This is a genomic window from Mucilaginibacter oryzae, from assembly GCF_003148845.1.
In the GTDB taxonomy this organism is placed as follows: domain Bacteria; phylum Bacteroidota; class Bacteroidia; order Sphingobacteriales; family Sphingobacteriaceae; genus Mucilaginibacter; species Mucilaginibacter oryzae.
In genome coordinates this window covers 15379-34624 of record NZ_QGHA01000020.1, presented here as the reverse complement: position 1 = coordinate 34624, position 19246 = coordinate 15379, and the positions used below count along the sequence as shown (strand labels likewise).

The following is a 19246-nucleotide window of genomic DNA, read 5'->3' as shown; positions in this document are numbered from 1 at the left end:
CGATAAGTTTTTTTCTGTCGGCCCCGAAAAAATAGCCGGAAGTGGTCGCAACACTTTCGGTTTTTTTATGGGCCGACCTTAGCGGGCAGCCTGGCTACCCGCCGCAACAGGCATTTTATGATTTTACTATAATTGTCCTCCCGTTAATTGTGAACTTTAAGCCGCTTAATTTTAGGATCTCGAATATTTGCGATACGGGTACATTGCGCGATATACGCCCCATATAATGTTTTTGCGCTATTTTTCCCTGGTACTCCACATCTACATCGTACCAGCGTGATAGTTGGCGCATGATGGTTTGCAAGTCCGTATTCCTGAACATGAACTTTCCGTTTTTCCATGCAATGGCCTCGTCGGTATCCACGTTTTCTTTTATGCTGATGGTGGCTGCATCATTTAAGGCCTGCTCGCCGGGCCTGATTTTTACCTGTTGGCCATTGTTTCCGATAACTTTCACGCTGCCTTCCAGCAAGGTTGTTTTAGTGGCGGCTTCATCGGCATAGCTGTTGATATTAAAATGAGTGCCGAGCACTGCAACAGTCTGGCTGGCCGTTTTTACAAAGAATGGTTTTGACGGGTCTTTAGTTACCTCAAAGTAAGCCTCGCCATTAAGTTCAACCCGGCGTTCGTTACCGGTAAACGCGGCAGGGTATTTTAATGATGATGCCGCGTTGAGCCAAACTTTTGTACCATCGGGTAGTACCAGCTGATACTGGCCACCCCGCGGGGTACTCAAAACGTTCATGGCTAAGGAAAGGGCCGGGGCATTGGGTTTGGTGAGATCTTCGCCTCTCGTTGTTTCATAAACAAGTTTACCATCCCTGTCCGCCTCGATCACCACGTTTTGCTGGCTGGCAATTTTTCCGTGTTGACTGCTATCCAAAACAAGTGTTGAGCCATCGGCCAGGGTTAGCGTTGCTTTGTTGCTACCCGGAGGTATGTCTTTAACCGCTTTGTTGTTTTCTGCGAGTGGTTGCGGGCTTTTCGGCTGCTGGCTGGTAATGATAATCGAAAGCGTTGCTAACAGTAAAATAGCTGCCGCGTAGCTTATCCAGCGATTTTTATGTGGCTTGCTTTTATAGCCGGTTTTTTGGGTGATATTTTGCCAGGCAGCTGCTTTGTCATTGGCTGAAAATATATCAATTTCCTGTTTAAGCGAATGCTCGTTGGTTAGTTTTTTAAATAACTCCAGGTTGCGGGCATCGGCTTCAAGCCATTGCTCCAACCGGATTTTTTCCTGGGTATCAAGTTCGCCATGCATATATTTTGCAATCAGGCTACCAAGATCAAAGTGTGCGTTGTAGTTGGTCATTTTCCCTTTTCGTACATAAAGACACCTTTGTTTTGAAAGTGGATAAAGTAGCGGGTGATTTTTTTATCTTTTTTGGAGAATGAAGAAAAGGATAGTCAAGAGCAGATGAAAGTTGAGATAAAGTCTGGGCGTGGATACATGCCCGGCGGGGTTGAGCGATGATGCTCAGTCGCAATTACATGTTTTAATAAATGTACCTGAACATAGATTGCAGTAAAGATTCTTATCTTTTCAGAAAAGAAAGCCCTGCTGTAACAAGCAAAGCAAAAACCTCGGGTGAGAGTTGCACACGCATCAGTTCTAACGCGCGCTGTTTTTGTTTTTTTACCGTGTTTACCGACATGCCGAGTTCATTGGCAATCTCCTGGTTCTTTTTGCCCTCAAAATACCCCATTATCGAGATAATACGATGGCTTTCGGGCAAGCAATGAAGTGCGGCATGAATTTCGGCTACAGCTTCGGCAGTTATGATCGCCTCAATTACGGGCGGTTCTTCAGGTTCGGCATCGCCCTGAAATTCGATATAACTTTCAATAACCTTGTTATGCCTGATCACATTAAGGCTGGCGTTGCGTACTGTACTGTAAAGGAAGTTTTTGATGGCGAGCGGATGCGGACTGATACTCTTATGCTGTTCCCAGTACTTGATAAAGGCTTCCTGTACAAGGTCTTCGGCCTGTTCTTTATCTTTTATAAGCTGTAAGGCGAAATATACCAGCCTGTCGTAATATTCATTAAAGATGATATTCAGGTCGGTCTTTCCGGTTTCCGAACCGGTTTCTTTATGCCCGAATATGCCCTTTATTATACTCATCTGTCTGTCGGCAATTATCATCCCGGCATTTGCCGGTACAGGTAGTTTTGAAAGCCGCCTCAAAGTTGAAATTAATGTGTTTAAAATACATTAATTCCGTGTTAATAAATTGGTTTATAACAGTAACTTTTAAGTTGCACTATAGGAGTTAAACAATCAATTAAAAATGCGATATCTATAAGTAAATTATTGATCTTCAGTAAAAAGCCCCCGTTTGTTTAAAAAACAGGGGCTTACAGCAAATTGCTTTTGATGTTAATTATTGTTTTGGCTTGCCATCGGTATCCAGTTCTACAATAGGATATCCTAATTTTTGCAGGCCGGGATATATACGCGCTTTGTCTCCAACTACCAATATCACCATCTTATCGGGATCAAGATATTTAGCCGCCAGTTGATTGATTTCGGCAGGGGTGATGGTTGATAAGATCTTGTTTTGCTCATCAACAAAGGTTGGTTTCAAATTGTACTCCTGTATGCGCGACAGGAAAGATGCTTTTTGATCGTTGGTTTCATAACGACGGGCGTCTGCCTGGCCTATTGAAGTTTGGGTAAACTTCAACTCATCCGCAGTAATACCTGTTTTCCGGTAGTTAGCAATCTCCTTCATAAATTCAACAACAGAGCTATCTGTAGCGGTTGCCAGTACGCCTGCCGATGCAGTGAAATCGCCGCCATATTTACCCGAGCTGAATGATGAACGCGCACCGTAAGTCCAGCCTTTTTTCTCACGTAAGTTCAGGTTGATATGACTGTTAAAGGCGCCGCCCAAAATGTAGTTGGCTATGGTTAGCTTATAATATTCGCCGGTTGCATCGTAGTTGATGTTATCAAGGTAGCCTATCCTGATCTCCGATTGCGCGGCGCCGGGGATATCAACAAGATACAAGGTTGTTTTATCAAACGCTTTACCTGCGGCAGGGGCAGGGATGTTCACCTTTTTATCTTTCCAGGTATCCAGGAAGGCCAGGGCTTTTTTCGCTGTCGCTTCGTTTACATCGCCAACAACTACCACTTTGGTTACCGATGGGGCAAAGTTTGCGTCATAGTAATCCTGTACATCCTGTAAAGTAATGCCTGCTACAGTTTCTTCATTGCCACCGGTAGCATAGGTGCGCACATTGTCGGTTCCGTAAAGTATTTTGCTATAAACGGATGATGCCACACCGGCAGGTTGCGTTTTAGCTTGTTTAAAGCCCTCTAAGGTTTGTTTTTTAATCCGGTCAAGGTCGTCCTGCGTAAATTTGGGGTGGTAAAGCCTTTCCTCTAACAACGCCATCGTCTTGCTGAGGTTTTTAGTAAGCGACGAAACCTCAACCGACATTTGATCGAAGCTCGCAAAAACGCTGATATTGCTGCCCAGCTTTTCAAGTTCGGCATTAAATTGCTCCGCGGTATATTTTTGCGTGCCCTCGTTCATCATCCGGCCAACTATACCGGCTAAACCTGCCTTCGCCGGATTGTTCACTGCAAATAAACCGCCGCCTTTTATCGACATGGATATAGCTACCGAAGGGATTTCATTGTTTTCGGTACCTATAATATTGATGCCGTTAGGTGTATTGGCAGCCCACATGGCCGGAACTTTAACAGCCGGGTTGGCGCCAACTCCGGGTTTAACCGCGCGGTTAAAGTTATCTTTTGGTTTATGGTAAACTAAACCTTTGTAACCATAATCAGGCCTTTTGTAGCCGGTGGTATCAACGGTAAAATTATCCGGGGCAACAGGCTGTACAGCGCCGCCCTTAGGTAATACGCTTAATATTACAGCAGGTTTACCTTTAATGTATTGATTGTAAACACGCATTACATCCTCTTTGGTTACCGCGCGGATAGCAGCCAGTTCACGACCGATCTGGTTAGGGTTGCCGGTAAAGGTTTGGGCCTGCGCAAGTTCAGATACCTTACCGTTTACGCTCGATAAGCTGTTGATATAATCAGCTTCGGAGTTGGCTTTGAAACGCGCCAGGTCATCATCGGTAACGCCTTTTTGTTCAAATTCGGCAAGCGATTCATCAACCAATTTTTTGGCATCGGCCAGGGTTTGCCCGGGGAACGGTATTACCCGCATGCTGATTTCGCCGGCAAGTTCGGTGTTTGATGAACTCATGGAAGCCTGTGCCGCTTTACGGGTTTTTACAAAATTTTTGTAAAAGATAGAGTTGCGGCCCTGGCCAATAATTGCCGAAAGCGCGTCGAGCGGCGACATATCCTTATCATAAATTTTAACGCCTGGGTAGCTTATGGACAATAATGGCAGTTTAGCGTAATTATCTACATAAGATACATAACGATCTGATTTTAATACCGGTGCAGGTAAAGACATGTTCTTAACTTCCGGTCCGCGGGGGATGCTGCCGAAATATTTGCTTACCCAGGCCAGTGTTTGTTTGGGATTTAAATCGCCGCCAATAGTTAAGGTGGCATTATTAGGGCCATACCAGCGCAGGAAAAAGTTTTTAAGGTCATTTACGTTTACTTTGTTCAACTCCTCGATGTAACCGATGGTTAGCCATGAATATGGGTGGCCGTAAGGGTACAATGTTTTTGAGGAATATTGACCGGCCAAACCATAAGGGCGGTTATCGTAATTCTGGCCGCGTTCGTTTTTAACGGTAGCGCGCTGTACTTCAAATTTCTGTTGGGTAACAGCGTCCAGCAGGAAACCCATCCTGTCCGATTCTAACCAAAGCATTTTTTCCAGCTGGTTGGCTGGCACAGTTTCGAAATAATTGGTGCGGTCGCGGTTGGTTGAACCGTTTAGCGTACCGCCCGATTCGGTAATGATCTTAAAGTGATCGCCATTGGCCACGTGGTCCGATCCCTGGAACATCATGTGCTCAAAAAAGTGGGCGAAACCGGATTTTCCGATCTCCTCACGCGCCGAACCTACGTGATACGTTACATCCACGTGTACCAGCGGATCCGAATGGTCTTCGGCCAATATAACCGTGAGGCCATTCGGCAATACATACTTTTCGTAAGGTATAACCAGTTCAGTGCCTTTGCGGGTAACTTTTTCAATAAGCTTAGGTTGTGTACCTGTTTGAGCGGCGGCTCCCAGGGCCATAACAGCAATTGACGGCGCTATCAATGCGTGTTTTAAATGTTTGATCATTTGTGTTGTTAGTTTAAGTAATAGTCAGTCAAATAGTAATGCCTTATTGGCAAATATGTAAGGCACTATATTACGTAATTTATACTAACGGTTAATATTATTGCTAAAGCTAAATGGTTTTTGTAACCGATTTGTGACGGGCTGCGGCGATATATTTTAAACAAAAATGGGCAACCCAAAGGCTGCCCACATCAATAATTAATTGCCCCGGGTTTATTGCCAGCCCCCGCCCACGGCCTGGTACAAATTAACCGAGCTTAAAAAAATGTCGCGTTTAATGCCTGCCAATTCAAGCTCGGCATCCAATACGCTGCGTTGCGCGGTAATAATTTCCAGGTAATTCGCCCTGCCAACCAGGTAAAGATCATTGGCTACGGCAAGCGCGTTGTTCAATGCCTGTAATTCGTTTTGTTTCAATTCAAAGGCGTGGTTAAAATTGTCAATTCCGCTGAGGTTGTTTTTTACTTCCTGGAAACCCGACAGGATGCTTTTCTGATAATTATAAACTGCCACTTTTTGTTCGGCTATGGTACGTTCATACTCGGCTTTGATGGCCCGGCGGTTAAATATAGGCGCGGTAATACCCCCTAAAATACCATAGGTAAACGAAGCCGGATCAAATAAAAGGTTTGCCCTGAAGCTGTTATAGCCAATATATGGCGTAAGCGTTAAGGTTGGGAAAAAGTTAGCCCGGGCCGCCTTAATATCAGCATTCATAGCGGTCAGTTCAAGTTCGGCCGCGCGGATGTCAGGCCTGTTCAGCAGCATTTGCGATGGTACACCGGTACCTGCAATTACCGGGAGCTTTGTTTTCATGATCGAGGTATCGCGGGTAATGGTACCCGAATAACTTCCGGTCAGAAACCGGAGCATATTCTCGGTTTCGGTTATTTGCTGGCTTGTAGTGTATTGTAAACCTTTGGTACGCGCCAGCTGCGCCTCAAATTGCTGTACCGCGAGTTCGGTAGCGCGACCGCCCAGCTTCTGGATCTTTACAATCTCTACCGCGTGCTCCTGTAATTTGATATTCTTTTTGATGATGGCCAGTTCCGTATCATAGGCCAGCAACTGGTAATACAATCCGGCTATTTGCGCGGTAAGCGCCGTGGTAACCAACCTGTAGCCGCTTTGGCTGGCCAGGAAACGTGCGAATGCGGCTTTGTTTTGGTTATTCAACTTCCCCCACAGGTCAACCTCCCATGAGCTTTGAAAGCCTAAAAAGTAATTGGGCACCGGGTCGGGGATGCGCTGGTCGTTATTGATGTTGTTAGAAAAATTGGTATCATAGTTACCAACGCCATTTTGCGTGTATTTACCGTATTTTTCAACCCCGGCATTTGCTGCCAGGTTTACGGTGGGCAATAACTTAGACGCGCTAAACCTCAGGCCGGCCCGTGCCGCTTCCACCCGCTGAAGTGTCGAAAGCAGATCAGGGTTGGCTTTAAGTGCAGTATCAATGAGGCTGATCAACCTTTGATCGGAGAAAAATTGATGAACAGGCAGGGCGGCGATGGTAGTTGTATCTGTGCTTCCCGCGAACGAGGAGGGCAAACCGGCGCTGATCTGCTCTCCCGTTACAGGCTTATAGCTTTTACAGCCCGCCGCTATCATTACTACAAGCGCCGTATTGAATATATATAGAATTGCTTTTTTTAGCATTGTTGACATTGATTAGTTATTGACGATATCCAGTTGGTGGTGAACTACTTCCGCAGGTTGTTTCGATTTTTTTTTCCGCTCGGCCAGCCCGGCAAAAATTACATACAGGCCGGGGATCAGCACCAAACCAAATATGGTTCCTAAAAGCATGCCACCCGCGGCCGCCGTACCAATCGACCTGTTACCCATAGCACCCGCGCCGCTGGCAACACACAATGGTATCAAACCGGCAATAAAGGCCAGCGAAGTCATTAAGATAGGGCGGAGGCGGGATACAGCGCCCTCAATAGCGGCTTTAATAATGCTCAACCCTTCTTTTTGGCGCTGTATGGCGAACTCCACAATAAGGATAGCGTTTTTGCCAAGTAACCCAATAAGCATAACCAGGGCTACCTGCGCGTAAATGTTATTTTCCAGCCCGGCGATTTTCAAAAAGAAGAACGCGCCGAAAATACCTGTAGGCAATGAAAGGATAACCGGCAGCGGCAACAGGAAACTTTCGTATTGGGCGGCAAGCAACAGGTATACAAATATCAAACAGATTATAAAGATATAGATGGCCTGGTTGCCCGACAGGATCTGTTCGCGGGTCATTCCAGACCACTCGAACGCGTAACCTTTTGGTAATTTCTGCGCCGCTATTCTTTCAATAGTTTTGATGGCATCCCCACTACTGAACCCTTTAGCCGCATCACCTGTAACCATAGCCGAGGTGTACATGTTATAACGCGTTAACTGCTCCGGGCCGAATACTTTTTCCATTTTGATGAATGTAGAGAAGGGCACCATTTCGCCTTTATCGTTCTTAACCTGCAGGCTTAAAACATCCTCCGGGCGTGAACGGTATTCGGGCGCGGCCTGTACCATCACTTTATACATCTGCCCGAAACGGATAAAATTTGAAGCATAAAAACTGCCCATCAGCGTTTGAAGGGTAGACATCGCTTTGTCGATAGTAATACCTTTTTGAGCAGCGGTTTGCTGATCTACCGAGATCAGGTATTGCGGAAAGTTAGGATCGAAGCTGGTGAATGCTCCCGAAATTTCGGGAGAAGCGTTCAGTGCATCCACAAAGTCTTTGGTTATTTTGGCCGCTTTTTGCAGATCGCCCTGTCCGCTCCGGTCAAGTACACGGATCTCGAACCCGCTGGCGTTGCCGAACCCCGGCACTGTTGGCGGGGGAAAGTATTGGATACTTGCATCGCCGATATTCTTTGTTTTTTCGGTTAGCAAAGCGATAATGTCATCTAAAGATTCCTTTCGCTCATCCCATGGTTTCAGGTTGATCATCGCCATACCGTACGAAGCGCCGGCTATTTCGTTCACCAGGCTATAACCGGATAGGGTAGAAACCGATTCTATGGCATCTATCGATTTGGTTTTCTCTTCTATCTGTTTTAAAACCTGTTCGGTACGTTCAACGGTCGCGCCTGCAGGCGTGGTTACGTTTACGTAAAGCATACCCTGGTCTTCGGTTGGGATAAAGCCGGTTGGCAGTATGGCGCTGGTTCCCCAGGTTAGCACAAAAAAGGCGGCAAGGATAATCAGTGTGACGCCTTTGCGTGGCGATAACCAGGTCATGAACGTTGAATACCTGTTCTGCAGCCCATCATACCGCTTGTTAAAACCGCCGAAAAAGCGCTGTACAATACTTTTCTTTTGAGGTGCAGGGTTGTGCTTCAGCATAATTGCACACAAGGCAGGGGTAAGGGTTAACGCGTTTACGCCCGATATCACGATAGATATAGCCAGCGTTAACGAAAACTGCCTGTAAAATACACCTACCGGCCCCGACATAAAGGCTACCGGCACAAACACGGCCGACATAACCAGCGTGATAGCCACAATAGCCCCGCTAATTTCGCGTATAGCTTTAACGGTAGCATCCATCGGGCTTAAATGGTCTTCCGTCATTTTTACGTGTACGGCCTCCACCACAACTATGGCATTATCAACCACAATACCAATTGCCAGTACCAGCGCGAACAAGGTAAGCAGGTTGATAGAGAAGCCCAGCATCTGCATAAAAAACAAAGAGCCTATCAAAGCTACAGGCACCGCCAATGCCGGGATCAATGTTGAACGAAAATCCTGGAGGAAGATATATACTACAATGAATACCAGTATAAAAGCCTCAACAAGCGTACGTAAAACTTCATGTATGGAAGCATCTAAAAAGCGCGATACATCATAGTTTACGTTGTAGGTCATCCCGCTTGGAAACGAGCTTTTCTTAAGCTCGGCCATACGTGTTTTGATGTTGTTAATTACATCCCGGGCGTTTGATCCGGGGCGCTGTTTTATCATGATAGATGCCGAAGGCTTACCATCAGTGTTAGATACCATACTGTAGGTTAAGGAACCAAATTCAACATCCGCAATTTCTTTCAATTTTAGTACGGAGCCATCGCCTTCCGTCCGGATTACAATATTTTCATATTGTTTGGGTTCAAAAAACTTACCCGAATAACGCAATACATACTGCAAAGCCTGCGGACTTTTATCCGAGCTTTGACCTGTTTTGCCCGGTGCGGCCTCTACGTTTTGAGCGCGAATAGCTTCGATCACCTCATCGGTTGATACCTTATAGGCCATCATACGGTCGGGCTTAAGCCAAACGCGCATGGAGTATTCTTTGGCGCCCATAATTTCGGCGCGGCCAACACCTTCAATACGTTTAAGCTCCTGCAATACATTAATATCGGTGAAGTTGTAAATAAACTTCTCGTCCATGCTGGTATCCTGGCTCATAATGTTCAGGTACATCAGCATGCTGTTCACCTCTTTTTCGGTGGTAACGCCGGCCTTGATAACCTCTTCCGGCATTTCGTCAATAATAGTGGCAACACGGTTTTGCACGTTCACCGCGGCCTGGTCGGGGTCTACACCCACGTTAAAATAGATCTGGATAACCGTTAAACCATCGTTACTGCACACGGTAGACATGTAGGTCATGCCGGGTACACCGTTAATGGCACGTTCAAGGGGCGTGGCAACGGCCTTGGCGCATACCTCGGCATTGGCACCGGTATAGTTAGCAGTTACCGTTACCGATGGCGGCACAATATCAGGAAACTGGGTAACCGGCAACGTAATTAATGCCAATACACCCAACAGGGTAATAATTAATGAAATAACAAGCGACAACACCGGCCGCTTTATAAAGGTTTCGAACATAGCATGTTAGGGTAAGTATACAATAAACCGGGGGCGCGTATTTACACCCCGAATAAAGGCAAGGAAAATCAAGACATTACCTGGTCATGGCCAGCAATGAATCTTTTGCCATTTTTTGGGGTTTAATGGTCATACCATCACGCACGTTCTGGGCACCTTCGTATAGGATCCTGTCGCCTGCTTTCAATCCATCTTTCACAATATAAAATTTTGAAAGGCGGGTTTGCGGTGTAAAAGCCTGCATGTGCAGTTTGTTATTCTTATCTATCAGGTAAACGTAGCTTTTATCCTGGATATCAAAAACAGATTGCTGGGGCACCATGATCACGCTATCGGCCCGGGTAGATATGAAAAGCTTACCTGTAGCACCGTGGCGCAACAGCTTATTAGGATTGGGGAAACGGGCCCTGAAGTTAATGGAACCTGTTTTTTGTTCAATCTCTGCTTCTACAGTTTCAATTTCGCCCTCATAAGGGAAATCCAGGCCATCAGCCAGCACCAGTTTAACCTTATCACTTGTTTGCCCCGGGGCCGATTCCTTTTTGCGGATATATTGCAGGTATTCGTTTTCGGGGAAACTGAAGTAAGCGTACATCGAGCTGATGTCTGAGAGGCTGGTAAGCAAGGTACCTTCATCAATTAAGCTACCCGATTTTAGGGGGATGCGGTCGATGATGCCATCAAAAGGTGCATGGATATAAGTGTAAGCCAGTTGATCTTCCGCGCTTTGCACCATTGATCGTGCTTCTTCAATGGTTGCCCGGTCGGCACTCATTTTTGATTCAGCAACCTCTAATTCAGACTTTGATATTACTTTCTTGTCTACCAGTAACTTAACCCTTGCTACCTCAAGTTCTGTCGCCTTGGCATCGGCCATGGCATTGCTTAGGGCAGCTTTAGCCTTTGAAAGGTTAACTTTAAATTCCTGGTCGTTAAGCTTAAATAATAGCTGGCCTTTTTTTACCTGCTTGCCCTCGTCTACATAAATTTTTTCGAGAAAGCCACGCACCCGCGACCGGATCTCGATATTTCTTAACGCCTGTATATCGGCAACATATGATTTTTGAATAACGGTATCCTGCCTGTCAAGGGTAAATACCGGGAGTTGCAGCGTATCGGTAGCGGCGGTTTCTTCTTCGGTTGATTGGGCTTTTGATGAACAACCCGTGACATATATAGCGATGGCCAAGGCCATTAATGGGAATAATCTGGTGATATTTTTCATTTTTCTTTGATGAATGGTTATGGCAAAGCAAACGCGTAAGCGCTGCATGGCCATGTTGTTATTGCTGAAGATTAAAAATGCACTTTAACAGCGCACAGGAATATCAAAGAAAATATCAGAACGGACTGAGCCTGAACAGGAAGTTATAATAAGCGGGGAGAAACCCTTTGGTGGATTTATTTTGTTTTTGTTGTTTCTCTATTATGGTAGTAATATCAACCAGTAACAGTTGCTGCCCCGGCAAAAGCGCGGTAGAATAGTTTACGCGGCTGGGCAGAAAACGGATAATGTTACGTGAGTGATTAGCCTCGTTTCCGTCAGATTCGGGCGAATCGTCCTGAACTTCGTCTTGCTGAACCTGGCTAATGATGCCTTTACGGTTTATGGATGCCGCGTCGGTTGTTACACCTGATTTTTTATAATGTGTAAAAAACGTTTCGGCATTGGCAGAACCCGCGGCTATCGCCAGCTGGAAAAAAAATAATACGAAGAATATTTTTTTCGTGATTGCCATGATTGCGAATTTACCAAAAAAATTGAAGTTGCTCAACTTATTTTGTATTTTTTACGATATAAAAACGGTTTATTTTCATTTTTATGTCCTGTTTCTTAGGATTTTAGCTTTTAATTGTCGTTTTTTTGATTTGGCGGGGTCTACACGTGTTGTGTTTCATTCACGGTAGCGCTAAGTATCCCTGGGTATTGTGGCCCGGCGAGCTGTTCCCGCTGTTAAATATGTCACTTTATAGCTTCTTGAATAATTTGGGGGTGCGCCGCGTGCAATGACCTACCTTACCGTTACCGGTTAATTGTCGGCCAAAATAAGTAGTTTTGCCACCTGTACTTATACGCTATCAATGAACTGGGATAAACTATTATCGGCCAAACGCTGGGGTTACGAACATAAATACATTGCGGATCATATCGATGCGCGGTCGGAGTTTCAGCGGGATTACGACCGGATAATTTTTTCGTCGCCTTTCAGGAGGTTACAGAACAAAACTCAGGTGTTTCCTTTGCCCGGCAGCGTATTTGTACACAACCGGCTTACGCACAGTTTGGAGGTGGCCAGCGTAGGGCGGTCGTTAGGCCGGATGCATTTTAACAGGATGCTGAAGGAAGACGCTGAAGTGGAGAGGAAATATCCCTTAATCAGCGAGATTGGAAATATGATAGCCGCGGCCTGCCTGGCTCATGATCTGGGTAACCCGGCATTCGGCCATTCCGGCGAATCGGCCATTTCACATTACTTTGCCGAAGGCGATGGTAAATTATACGAAAAAATGGTTACCCGGCAGCAATGGCAGGATCTTACACATTTTGAAGGGAATGCCAACGCTTTCAGAATTTTAACGCACCAGTTTGCCGGTAAAGGCAAGGGTAGCCTGGCCTTAACTTATTCAACCCTGGCATCGATAGCCAAATACCCATGCTCATCTGTAGCCGGGCACAATAAAAAGAATATCTACACCAAAAAATATGGCTTCTTCGCTTCCGAGCAGCAGGATTTTGAAAAGATAGCTCATGACCTTGGGCTGATCAGGGTTGAAGGAGATGAACCTGTTTACAAAAGGCACCCGTTGGTTTACCTGGTAGAGGCCGCTGACGACATTTGCTATAACATCGTCGACCTGGAAGATGCCCATCGCCTGAAAATACTCTCATACCGGGAAGTGGAAGATTTACTGATGCCCCTATGTAAGATACCAAGAATGGATGAGCGATTGGCCGAAATTGAGGATACCGATGCCAAGGTGGGTTATTTAAGGGCTATTTCCATTAATACTTTAGTAACGCAGTGCTCAAACCTGTTTTATGATAAACAGGAGCAGATATTGAACGGCGATTTTAATTTCGCGTTAATTGATCAAATTGAAGATGATTTTGTAATCGCGATGAAGGCCATAGAAAAAGTATCTGTTAAAAAGGTGTATAACTATAGTTCAGTTGTACAAAAAGAGGTTGCCGGTTACAAAGTTATGGGCGGCTTACTGGAAGAATTTGTTCCCGCTTATTTAAAAAATAACTCTAAATATCACCAAAAATTAGTTGAACTGATCCCCAAACAATTTCTTACTACAGCAACCGACGATTATTCAAAAATACAGGGTATTCTTGACTTTGTTTCAGGAATGACTGATTTGTACGCGGTTGAACTGTTCAGAAAAATTAAGGGCATCTCGTTCCCTTCAATGAGCTGATTTACCGTTGCGGCATCATAATGCGGATACCTGGTTCGCCCGAAATAATGGCCTGGGTTGCCAACCGGTAAAACAGGGAATGCTCCACAACTCCCGGTATCATTTTTACCAGCGTGTTCAGGTTTTCGGGTGCGGGTAGTTCTGTAAACTGCACATCAACCAGCATATTGCCATTATCTGATATCAGAGCTCCGTCTTTTTGAGTACTCATGCGCTGGTTTAGTAATGCCGTTGGAAAAAGGGCTTTTAGTTTATCGCATACTATCTGTAACGCCTGGGGCAGGATCTCGAGAACCAGTGGATAGGCGGCAGTAAGCCGGGGTTCAAATTTGGTGTCGTCACCTAACAATATGAACTCGCTGGCCATGGATGCCAGGACCTTTTCGGAAGTGTGGATGCCTCCTCCGCTTTTCAGGGCGTTTAGCTCGCTGTCAAACTGATCGCATCCGTCAAAATAAATATCAATGTGACTAAGCAGGGCGGGCGACTGAACGCGCAGGCCGTACCTGCTAAGCAACTGTGTTGTTTTAAATGACGATGAAGTAAATATTAATGAACCGGCCAGTTCCTTATCCTGAGCAATAATATTAACCAAATGCGCTATGGTGGTACCAGCGCCCAAACCAATGGTTTGGCCTGCGCAAACAAGTGTTGATGCCGCTTTGGCTGCTTCCAGTTTATGATCCGTCATGCAGCTAAGATACAGCGTGGTTGGCTAATATTAAATCTTTATTTTCAGTCGTCGATGCCTTCCCAATATTGGCTGGATGATGGTGTTTGTGGATTCATGTTTTTTAAATATTTTAAGTGGTGGATGATTGTTTTTTATGTTCTCTTATGAATGCAGACGAATGAAAACCGGAAACATTTTATCTTTTTCATTTTTTTGTAAAGACGTATCACATGCGTATCCCGTAGGAAAGGCCGAATTGCAGATCATCGCAAGGCATCGTACTACGAATGCGGAAAATACACGTGATGTGTCTCTGCAATTCTACTTGAAATTCCTTCCCTTATGAAATACCCCGGCAGCGGGGATGTTTTCTGTTGATTTTTTTGCAGGATATGATGAGGGGGCTATTGTTTGGTTAGGATAAGCTTCGGGCAAAAGTGATAACTGCTCAGAAGTCACCTCCGTCAGATCGCGAAGCAATGGGGTAACGTTAAAACACCTGCGAACTACCACATGGATCACCTCCCGCTCAATCTGCAATTTACCCTCGGCCATAAACAGGCGCGATTGAATGATCTCTTTACGGTAACGGTCAAACATCTTATCCCAGATCACGAGGTTTGCCGCACCGGTTTCATCTTCAATGGTCATGAATAACATGCCTTTTGCCGTGCCGGGGCGCTGCCTTACGGTGATTAAGCCGGTAACTTTTACAAAATCGCCATCCTTCATGTTTTTAAGGTTACCTATTTGCGTGTTATGTAACAGGTTAAGCTTTTCGCGTACCAATGCCACGGGATGATTTTTTAAGGAAAGGCCGGTAGAGGCATAATCCTGAACTACATGTTCGCCCTCGGTCATGGCAGGTAAGGTTACCTGTATTTCCTTAACCGTTTCGGATGGCTGACCGCTAAACAATTCTATCGGGCGATCTGCCAAAGCGGATACTTCCCAGAGCGCCTTGCGGCGATCGGCACCTAAAGACCGGAAGGCATCCGCATCTGCCAGATTTTCCAATGCGGTTTCGGAAATACCAATCGCTCTTAACTCATCAATATACCGGTATGGTTTAGCGCGGTTATTAACCAGTAACTGCATCTCATTTTCCTTTAAGCCTTTAACCTCCCTGAAGCCCAGCCGCACGGCGTAATATTTACCTGTTTTCTCTTCCAGCACATTATCCCAGTATGAATAATTTACATCAACCGGCAAAACGGTAACATCATGGTCGCGCGCATCCCGAACAATCTGTGCAGGTTGATAAAAGCCCATCGGCTGGCTGTTCAATAGCGCTGCGCAAAATATATCAGGGTAATAATACTTGAGCCAGGAAGATACATAAACCAGCAAAGCGAATGAAGCTGCGTGGCTTTCAGGGAAACCATAGCTGCCGAAACCTTCCAGTTGTTTAAAAATACGGTGCGCAAAATCTTCCTCGTAGCCTTTAGCCAACATGCCGTCGACAAGTTTTTTTCTGAAACTGCTTACCATTCCTTTGGCTTTAAAGGTAGCCATGCTTCGCCGCAGTTCATCAGCTTCTGATGGTGTGAAACCGGCCGCTACAATAGCTATTTCCATAGCCTGTTCCTGAAACAGGGGCACACCCTTTGTTCGCCCTAATATTTCTCTTAACTCTTCGTTCGGATAGGTTTCATCTTCCAGGCCGTCCCTGCGCCTTAAATAAGGATGCACCATGTCTCCCTGTATCGGGCCGGGGCGTACAATGGCCACTTCAATCACCAGGTCGTAAAATTCTTTAGGCCTTAATCGCGGAAGCATTGACATTTGCGCCCGGCTTTCAATTTGAAAAACTCCGATAGTATCGGCACGGCTTATCATTTCGTAAACCTGTTTATCACCTTGCGGAATGTTTGCTAAAGTAAAGTGTTTATCATAATGTCTGGCTGCCATATCAAAAGCCTTATGGATCATGGTGAGCATACCCAGGCCTAATACATCCACTTTCAGGACTCCTAATGCTTCCAGGTCGTCTTTATTCCACTCCAGGCAGGTACGGTTTTCCATGCGGGCATTCATTACCGGGCAAAGATCTGATAGTTTACCATCGGTTATTACAAAACCGCCTGTATGCTGCCCCAACTGGCGGGGGAAGCCGATAAGCAGGGAAGTTAGTTCAAGCACTTTAAATATTAAGGGCTCTTTCGGGTTGAGGCCCTGTTCGCGCAGCCGGTTTTCATCAAAACCTTCTTCACTGAAACTCCAGATGGTGCCGCCGATGCGTTTAATGGTATCTTCTGATAACCCCATTGCTTTGCCCACATCGCGGATAGCGCCCTTATGCCGCTCCTGTGTTACGGTGGCTACAATGGCGGCCCTGTCACGGCCATAATCATCATAAATATACTGGATGATCTCTTCACGGCGTTCATGCTCAAAATCCACGTCAATATCCGGCCATTCGTCCCGCGCGTCAGACATGAAGCGGGAGAAGAGCAGCCGGGATTCCATCGGGTCGACAGCCGTAATAGACAGGCAATAACACACCGTTGAGTTAGCTGCCGAGCCGCGGCCCTGGTATAAAATACCCAGTTCGTGTGCTTTTCGGGTATAACGATATACCCGCAAAAAGTAGGGGGCAAGCTTGCGCCGTTCAATAAAAGCAAGCTCAAAATCAAGTTGGGTGGCCACTTTATCCGGAATGCCTGCCGGGTACCGTTCATGGGCGCCCTGCCAGGTAAAGTTGGTAAGGCGTTGTAACGGCGTCAGACCATCGTAGCTTTTTTCTTCGGGTTCGATGTATTTCAAGGTATCGAGCGAGAAATTGCAGGATTCGGCGATGTGCAGCGAGTTAGCTATGGCCCCGGGAAAATCGCGCAGCAGGCGGTGCAGTTCTTCCACAGGTTTTAAAAAGCGCTCGGCATTATGGTGTAGTTTGAAGCCTGCCGTATGGATAGTGCATTTTTCGCGTACACAGGTTAATATATCCTGTAACTCGCGGCGGGCGGCTTCGTGGTAATGTACATCGTTGGTTGCCGCTAAAGGTACACCTAAGCGAGCGAGGCGCTTTAGCCGTTTGGCATCATCCCCATTATAGTAACGGGTAGCTGCCATATAAATATGGGGGCCTAAATGCCTGCGGTATTCGGCAACGCTGGTTTTAAACTCATCATCAAAATCAAAGTTGTTGTTTAAGGTAGCGGGCGGCACTATGATGAAAATAACACCTTCCTGGTGTTCATAAACATCCGCTTTATATAAATGGCATTCACCTTTTTCGGCACGCAGGTTTCCTTTGGTAAGCAGGGCCGATAACCTGCCGTAAGCATCCCTGTCAGTAGGATAAGCCAGCAGGCTTGGGCCATCCAGCAGATCGAGGCGGCAGGCTGGTATAAACCTGATTTTCGGCTTATCGTTCTCATCTCTCGCTTTTTTGGCTACCAGGTGGGCCCTTACAATACCGGCCAGCGTGTTGCGGTCTGTTATAGCTATAGCCTTATAACCAAGCCGGATGGCGTGTTCTACCAGTTCTTCGGGGTGTGAACCGCCCCGTAAAAAACTAAAATTGGATGTTACCTGTAATTCCGCGTATTCCATAATTCATCATGCAAAAAATCCGTGGATATACCATTGGGTGCCATCGCTGTCAAAATGGCCCGACCTGAACAGCCAGTACCGGCAGCCGTCGGTATCTTCAACAGTATAATAATCTCGGTGCTCGCCCTGGTCAAGCCACCATTCGCGCTCAATACGTTCGGGGCCGTCGGCTTTTTGTATGGTGTGCCGTTTATTTCGATAGATGAATATTTTGGGTGGATAATCGGGTATGAGCGCCATCACCTCGATGGTTTCCGGCCGGGCCAGTAAACGCACCGGGCGTAACCTGTTGGCACGCCAGTTTGTTGGGAGAGGCTCCTGTAAGGTGGCAGCCCGCCTTACCGAACGCTCGGGCCAGTAGTGCTCAACGGGCAGGTACCTGCTGATGGCATTGGCGCCTACTTTACCAGCCAGTTTATCCAGCAGTTCGGCAAGGGAGTTATCCTGTAAGCCCGGTTTGTTAGCCCATAGCTGTTCCTGTAACGGGTCAATCTCCTCAACTTTGGGCGCTTCCAGTATAAACAACTCAATACCCAAAGCCGGTTCAATTTTACTGATCTGTAAACCGAATAAATTAAACAGGTGCGATACGCTATATGAACCGCGGTTGGTGCTGATGCCTGCCTGTACCATTTTACCATCAACCCGGTAACATTTTAAAATAGCCTTGCGTATGCCCCTGCCTTCACTTTGCAGTTGGCTACAAAGTTGTGCCAATAGCTGCTGAATAGCTATTTCAATACCTGTAGCTGTTTTAATAGGTTCAAGACAGGGCAAACGTTCCTGGTGCATAACCGGAGGAACCAGCGGTATAATGCGCTCATCTTCAAAACCCAGCGCCTGCCTTAGCCTGGTGAGGATGCTATTGCCAAAACGGCGGCGAAGCACTGACGCGGGCATCTGCATAAAACTGCCTATGGTGTTTAAGCCCAGTTTTCTTAAAAGCTCCTGCACCTCAGCTTCCAGCCGTAAGGCCGCGGGAGGCATTGATGAAATGGCAGAAGCCTGGGCATTACCGGCAATAATAGGGCTAACTTTGCCAAAACGGGCTACAGCCCAGGCAGCGCCAACGGTATCGGCAATGGCGCCACGGGCATCAAAACCTTTCGCCCTTAGTTTGAGGATGATCTCTTTAAGATAGGCCCGTTCGCCGCCCCAAAGATGGGCGCAGCCGGTGATATCAATCATAAGCCCTGCGGGTAAATCAATAGCTACAATGGGTGAGTAGCGGATGCACCGCAAACCCAGCATACGCAGCAATTTGGCAGCTTTGCCTTCTTCAGCATCAAAAACCTTTAAATTAGTGGAAACAGCGCGGGCATCGGCTACGGTCATCCCGGTATGGATGCCTTGTTGTTCGGCGGGCAGGCTGGCAGCGGTAATGATCATGCGGCCACGTTCAGGAGCGGCTATTACGAAAGCGGTATCCTTTAGCTCCGGATGGCGGATAGCAAGCCAGTCGGTAAGTAAATGCCTGAACCATATGCACATAAAACGCTTTTGCATAATACA

Annotated in this window: 11 protein-coding genes; 1 reads left to right on the top strand and 10 read right to left on the bottom strand. The window is 46.4% G+C overall.

All coding sequences use genetic code 11. From position 1 onward, the window contains the following. Window positions 1–115: 115 nt before the first annotated feature. From LX99_RS24615 to LX99_RS24585, 7 genes are all read right to left on the bottom strand, one after another. Window positions 116–1312, bottom strand: coding sequence for a FecR family protein (locus tag LX99_RS24615; protein ID WP_109610880.1), 1197 nt, complete (start codon window positions 1310–1312; stop codon window positions 116–118). A 223-nt stretch (window positions 1313–1535) separates the two neighbouring features. After that, window positions 1536–2126, bottom strand: coding sequence for an RNA polymerase sigma-70 factor (locus LX99_RS24610; RefSeq protein WP_170122792.1), 591 nt, complete (start codon window positions 2124–2126; stop codon window positions 1536–1538). A 259-nt stretch (window positions 2127–2385) separates the two neighbouring features. Next, window positions 2386–5244, bottom strand: coding sequence for a M16 family metallopeptidase (locus LX99_RS24605; RefSeq protein WP_109610875.1), 2859 nt, complete (start codon window positions 5242–5244; stop codon window positions 2386–2388). A 213-nt stretch (window positions 5245–5457) separates the two neighbouring features. After that, the gene (locus LX99_RS26190; protein ID WP_109610873.1) at window positions 5458–6903 is read right to left on the bottom strand and encodes a TolC family protein; all 1446 of its coding nucleotides are present in this window, start codon (window positions 6901–6903) and stop codon (window positions 5458–5460) included. A 12-nt stretch (window positions 6904–6915) separates the two neighbouring features. Then, window positions 6916–10080: an efflux RND transporter permease subunit gene (locus LX99_RS24595; protein WP_109610871.1), complete on the bottom strand. Its 3165-nt coding sequence runs from the start codon at window positions 10078–10080 to the stop codon at window positions 6916–6918. A gap of 76 nt (window positions 10081–10156) precedes the next feature. Then, window positions 10157–11305, bottom strand: a complete 1149-nt coding sequence (locus LX99_RS24590) for an efflux RND transporter periplasmic adaptor subunit (RefSeq protein ID WP_109610915.1) — start codon at window positions 11303–11305, stop codon at window positions 10157–10159. A gap of 115 nt (window positions 11306–11420) precedes the next feature. Continuing rightward, complete coding sequence (locus LX99_RS24585; protein ID WP_146203215.1) at window positions 11421–11819, bottom strand: hypothetical protein; 399 nt, start codon at window positions 11817–11819, stop codon at window positions 11421–11423. A 343-nt stretch (window positions 11820–12162) separates the two neighbouring features. On the opposite strand from LX99_RS24585, the gene LX99_RS24580 reads away from it, so the two are divergent. After that, entirely contained in the window at window positions 12163–13506 is a 1344-nt protein-coding gene (locus LX99_RS24580) for a deoxyguanosinetriphosphate triphosphohydrolase (RefSeq protein WP_109610866.1), read from the top strand. A 1-nt stretch (window position 13507) separates the two neighbouring features. Here the strand turns inward: LX99_RS24580 and rpiA are convergent, their stop codons facing one another. The 3 genes from rpiA to LX99_RS24565 all read right to left on the bottom strand — a co-directional run bounded on the left by rpiA (window position 13508) and on the right by LX99_RS24565 (window position 19240). Further along, the gene (gene rpiA / locus LX99_RS24575) at window positions 13508–14197 is read right to left on the bottom strand and encodes a ribose 5-phosphate isomerase A (protein WP_109610863.1); all 690 of its coding nucleotides are present in this window, start codon (window positions 14195–14197) and stop codon (window positions 13508–13510) included. A gap of 303 nt (window positions 14198–14500) precedes the next feature. Then, window positions 14501–17734: an error-prone DNA polymerase gene (locus LX99_RS24570; RefSeq protein ID WP_109610860.1), complete on the bottom strand. Its 3234-nt coding sequence runs from the start codon at window positions 17732–17734 to the stop codon at window positions 14501–14503. 6 nt (window positions 17735–17740) lie between these two features. After that, the gene (locus LX99_RS24565) at window positions 17741–19240 is read right to left on the bottom strand and encodes a Y-family DNA polymerase (RefSeq protein WP_109610858.1); all 1500 of its coding nucleotides are present in this window, start codon (window positions 19238–19240) and stop codon (window positions 17741–17743) included. Window positions 19241–19246: the final 6 nt, after the last annotated feature.